2 protein-coding genes are annotated in these 2,966 nt (G+C 31.5%); one reads left to right on the top strand and one right to left on the bottom strand.

Translation table 11 applies throughout. From position 1 onward, the window contains the following. Nucleotides 1–223: 223 nt before the first annotated feature. On the bottom strand, nucleotides 224–1,468 hold the full coding sequence (locus B2217_RS01935) for a GTP-binding protein (RefSeq protein ID WP_180906359.1): 1,245 nt from the start codon (nucleotides 1,466–1,468) through the stop codon (nucleotides 224–226). A gap of 344 nt (nucleotides 1,469–1,812) precedes the next feature. On the opposite strand from B2217_RS01935, the gene B2217_RS01930 reads away from it, so the two are divergent. Further along, the gene (locus tag B2217_RS01930; RefSeq protein ID WP_317616670.1) at nucleotides 1,813–2,856 is read left to right on the top strand and encodes a metallophosphoesterase; all 1,044 of its coding nucleotides are present in this window, start codon (nucleotides 1,813–1,815) and stop codon (nucleotides 2,854–2,856) included. The last annotated feature ends 110 nt before the right edge of the window (nucleotides 2,857–2,966 follow it).

Here is a 2,966-nt window from a genome sequence, read left to right as displayed (position 1 = left end):
AAACATACTTGTTTGTAATGTCTGTCAAGAAGATTTTATTATAAACGCACTTGTTTGTAATCAACTGAGTCCTCGGGAAAGGATAAACATAGCTGTTTGTAATTAACCGAGCCTTAGAAAAGAACAAGTGAATTTGATAAATGAAATAAATCTATTTAAATTTTTAGAACAAGGATGATAAGAAAAAGAGCCTTACTTCAAATCGAAATAAGGCTCTTTTATTTTAATTATGTTTTGCTTGCCATTCTGCAATTTCTTGCTCATTTAGCAAACAAGAATTTAATTCTTGTGTAACTTTTTCTTTATCCAAACCTTGTCCAATAAAAACAAGTTCTATCATTCGATCTCCCCATTCTTTCGACCATTTTGCATCAATCGTTTTTTGATTAAATTGATACGCTGCAAACTGAATTCTTTCGTCATATGGCATCGAGCACCACCAAGCCCCCGCAGGATCAATTCGGATACTACCACCAGCTTGACTCAAGAATATAGCTTCATCAGGACGATTTGCTAACCAAAATAAACCTTTCGAACGGTAAATAGTTGCAGGGAAATTATCATTCAAATACGTTAAAAAACGTTCTGCATGAAATGGAATTTTTTGTCTGTAAACAAAAGAAGTCATTCCATATTTTTCTTCCAAATGATCGTGGTGTTCGTGCGTACAATGTTCACCACATTCGTGATCATGGTCGTGATGATGATGGTGATGTTCCTCTTTTTCTTGCTCTTCTAATAATTTTACCCAAGCATCCATATCCTGAATTTTCTCAAAATCGAATAGATTGGTGTTCAAAATTTCAGTTAATTCAACGTGAGAAAAACTTGCAGGAATTATTTTAGCAGAAGGATTTAATTTAGTCACAAACGCTTCAATATTCATCAACGTTTCTTCTTCAACCAAATCCATTTTATTTAGAATAATCACATTCGAAAATTCAATTTGATCGATTAAAAGATTCACAATCGGACGATTATCTTCTCTGTTTTCTGTAAAACCACGATCAAAAACATCTTCATCAGTTCCTAAATTTTTGAAGAAATTATAAGCGTCAACTACTGTTACCAACGTGTCTAAACGTGCAACTTTTGGCAAATCAATTTTACCATCAGGCGAAACAAAATCTAATGATTGCGCAATAGGACCTGGATCAGAAATACCAGAACTTTCGATAACCAAATAATCATATTTCCCTGATTGTGCTAACTTCTCGATTTCTACAATCAAATCCTCTCGTAATTCACAACAAACGCAACCATTACTCAATTCAACCAATTTTTCATCCGTTTGAATTAAATCATTTTCACGTGAAACCATTTGCGCATCAATATTTACCGCACCCATATCGTTTACGATAACTGCTACTTTTAGCCCTTTTTTGTTGTGTAATATATGATTAAGAAGTGTTGTTTTTCCGCTTCCAAGAAATCCAGAAAGTACCGTTACAGGTAGTCTATTTTTCATAATTTATGCTTAAAAATATGCTACAAAGTTACGTTTTTATCACGCAAATTTTTGTGTAGAATCATCTATAAATTTTATAATGTTCTGTTAAGAATTTAATAATGAATCACTGTTAAAAAGATTTCGTTTATTTTTGTTCAAAATCAAATAAAATAATGTTTGTTTATAGTGTTATCACGTCAATAATTATTTCAATAATACTTGAAATTTACCTGTATTTTAACTTTAAAAAATTCATTCAAAACAACTATATTCTTTTTGGGAATATGCTTTTGTGGTTACTTGTTTTGGGTAATTTTGGATATAATCTAATCTTTTTTGATCGTAATGTCGGTCAAACACAAATGACAATGTGGGCAACAGGTTTGTTTATGTTGTTTGGTTTTCCTCGAATTATTTTGGTTCTATTTTTCTTGATTCAAGATATTTTTAGAGGATTTGGTTGGCTATTTAATTGTGCAACAAATCATCCAACAAAAGAAGATTCTTATTTACCTTCTCGCCGAAAATTTGTGATGATTTCTGGATTAACAGTGGCTTCAATACCTTTTTTTAGTTTGATTTATGGAATGACTTTAGGAAAATATAATTTCAAAGTAATCAAGAAAAAATTAGCGTATCAACGTTTACCAAAATCGTTTGATGGTTTCAAGATTTTACATATTACAGATATTCATTCGGGAAGTTTGGATAATCGTGAAAAGATAGAATATGCAGTCGATTTAATCAATCAACAAGAGTTTGATATATTGTTGTTTACGGGAGATATTGTGAATAATTTTCATTGGGAAATGGATAAATGGTACGATGTTTTTTCGAAAATAAAACAAGCGCCACACGGAAATTTTGCAGTGTTAGGAAATCATGATTATGGTGAATATTCGGATTGGAAAACGGAGGAAGAAAAACAAGATAATTTCGAGAAAATCAAAGCGATTTTCCCTAAGATTGGAATGAAATTATTATTGAATGAAAACCGATTTATTACAAAGAATGGTGAAAAAATTGCGTTAATTGGCGTTCAGAATTGGGGAACACGATTTAAGAAATTAGGAGATATTGATGTAGCTTCGAATTATGTAAATGCAGAAGATTTTAAGATTGTGATGTCACATGATCCTTCGCATTGGAATGAAATTTTGAAGAATCATACCAAACATTTTGACTTGACTTTGTCTGGACATACGCACGGAATGCAGTTGGGAATTGAAGTTCCGAAAATTGGTTTGCGTTGGAGTCCTGCGCAATATGTATATCCGCAATGGGCAGGATTTTATGATTTTGAAGGAAAGATCATCAATGTGAATAGAGGTTTTGGTTATCATTTTTATCCTGGAAGAGTTGGGATTTGGCCAGAAATCACGTTAATAGAATTGAAATCAGTATAAAATAGTAGGAAATAGCAATCAAAATTTTTGGTTGCTTTTTTGATGTATATCAATTCTGAAAACAGATTTTTATCGGATTATTGTTATAAAAAAAGAAATAAAATGAATGA

This window comes from Empedobacter sp. UBA7620, assembly GCF_002484185.1.
Classification (GTDB): Bacteria; Bacteroidota; Bacteroidia; order Flavobacteriales; family Weeksellaceae; genus Empedobacter; species Empedobacter falsenii_C.
The sequence above is the reverse complement of the archived record's forward strand: the minus strand, read 5'-3'. Positions and strand labels throughout refer to the sequence as shown.

Coding starts and splice junctions, on each gene's coding strand:
- B2217_RS01935 (WP_180906359.1), bottom strand. CDS start 1,468: ATGAAAAATAGACTACCTGTAACGGTACTTTCTGGATTTCTTGGAAGC.
- B2217_RS01930 (WP_317616670.1), top strand. CDS start 1,813: ATGACAATGTGGGCAACAGGTTTGTTTATGTTGTTTGGTTTTCCTCGA.